This is a genomic window from Sporichthya brevicatena (assembly GCF_039525035.1).
In the GTDB taxonomy this organism is placed as follows: domain Bacteria; phylum Actinomycetota; class Actinomycetes; order Sporichthyales; family Sporichthyaceae; genus Sporichthya; species Sporichthya brevicatena.
This window is the reverse complement of record NZ_BAAAHE010000076.1, coordinates 1-1,303: the sequence shown is the minus strand read 5'-3', so window position 1 is coordinate 1,303 and position 1,303 is coordinate 1. Positions and strand designations below refer to the sequence as shown.

Annotated in this window: 1 protein-coding gene; it reads left to right on the top strand. The window is 69.2% G+C overall.

All coding sequences use genetic code 11. The annotated features are described in order from the left end of the window. Nucleotides 1–39: 39 nt before the first annotated feature. On the top strand, nt 40–1,188 hold the full coding sequence (locus ABD401_RS24980; protein WP_344609943.1) for an IS701 family transposase: 1,149 nt from the start codon (nt 40–42) through the stop codon (nt 1,186–1,188). Nucleotides 1,189–1,303 lie beyond the last annotated feature (115 nt).

The following is a 1,303-nucleotide window of genomic DNA, read 5'->3' as shown; positions in this document are numbered from 1 at the left end:
CGGGTCTCGAGATGTTGCGGTGTGGTCGATGATCTGGGCGTGGCTGAGGTGTCGGAGTGGGCGGCGGGCCTGGAGGAGGTCCATGCCCTGATCGCGCCGCGGTTCGCGCGTTCGGAGCCGCGGGCGCGGGTGGCGGGGTATCTGCGCGGGTTGTTGGCTCCACTGGAACGCAAGAACGGCTGGACCCTGGCCGAGGACGCCGGGGAGGCCAACCCGGACGGGATGCAGCGCCTGCTCACCGGCACCGATTGGGATGCGCACCGGGTACGTGATGACCTGCGCGGCTACGTCATCGGCCACCTTGGTGATCCGGGTGCTGTTCTGGTCGTGGACGAGACCGGTTTCTTGAAGAAGGGCACCAGGTCCGCCGGTGTCGCTCGGCAGTACTCCGGGACCGCGGGGCGGATCGAGAACTGCCAGGTCGGGGTGTTCCTGGGCTACGCCGCGCCGGGTGGGCGGACCTTCCTGGACCGCGAGCTCTACCTGCCCAAGGCGTGGACCGAAGACCGCCCCCGCTGCCGGGATGCCGGAATCGGTGAGGAGGTCGAGTTCGCGACCAAACCTGAGCTGGCCATCGCGATGCTGACCCGGACCTTGGACGCCGGGGTCCCGGCCCGGTGGCTGACTGGGGATGAGGTCTACGGCCAGCATCCCGGGCTGCGGGCCTTCGCCGCCCAACGCGGGTTGTCCTACGTGCTGGCCGTTCCGTCCAACCAGTGGGTCTGGACCGCCGGGGTCAAAGGCCCGGTCCAGGCCCATGCCAAGACCGTCGCCGCCGCGATCTCACCGCAGGCGTTCAAGCGGATCAGCGCCGCACCCGGCGCCAAAGGCCCGCGGGTCCACCACTGGGCGCGCACCGCGCTGCACCCTGATCCCGGTGACGGCAACACCTGTTGGCTGCTCGTGCGTCGCAGCCTGACCGATCCAAGCGACTACGCCTACTACCTCGCCCGCGCAGCGGGTTCTACGTCGCTGACCGAGCTGGCCCGCGTCGCCGGGACGCGTTGGGCCATCGAGGAAACCTTCCAGACCGCGAAGGGAGAAGTCGGCCTGGATCACTACCAGGTCCGTCACTACGAGAGCTGGTATCGCCACATCACCTTGGCCATGCTCGCGCACGCCTTCCTCACCATCACTCGCGCCACGGCTGCAAAAAAGGGGCACCGGCCGGCCTCGACGACGAGCTGATCGCGCTCACCGTTCCCGAAGCCCGCCGGTTGCTCTCTCGCCTGATCTGGCACCGAGCACCACCGCCGGCCGAGGTCCTGGCCTGGTCACAATGGCGCCGACGCCACCAAGCCCG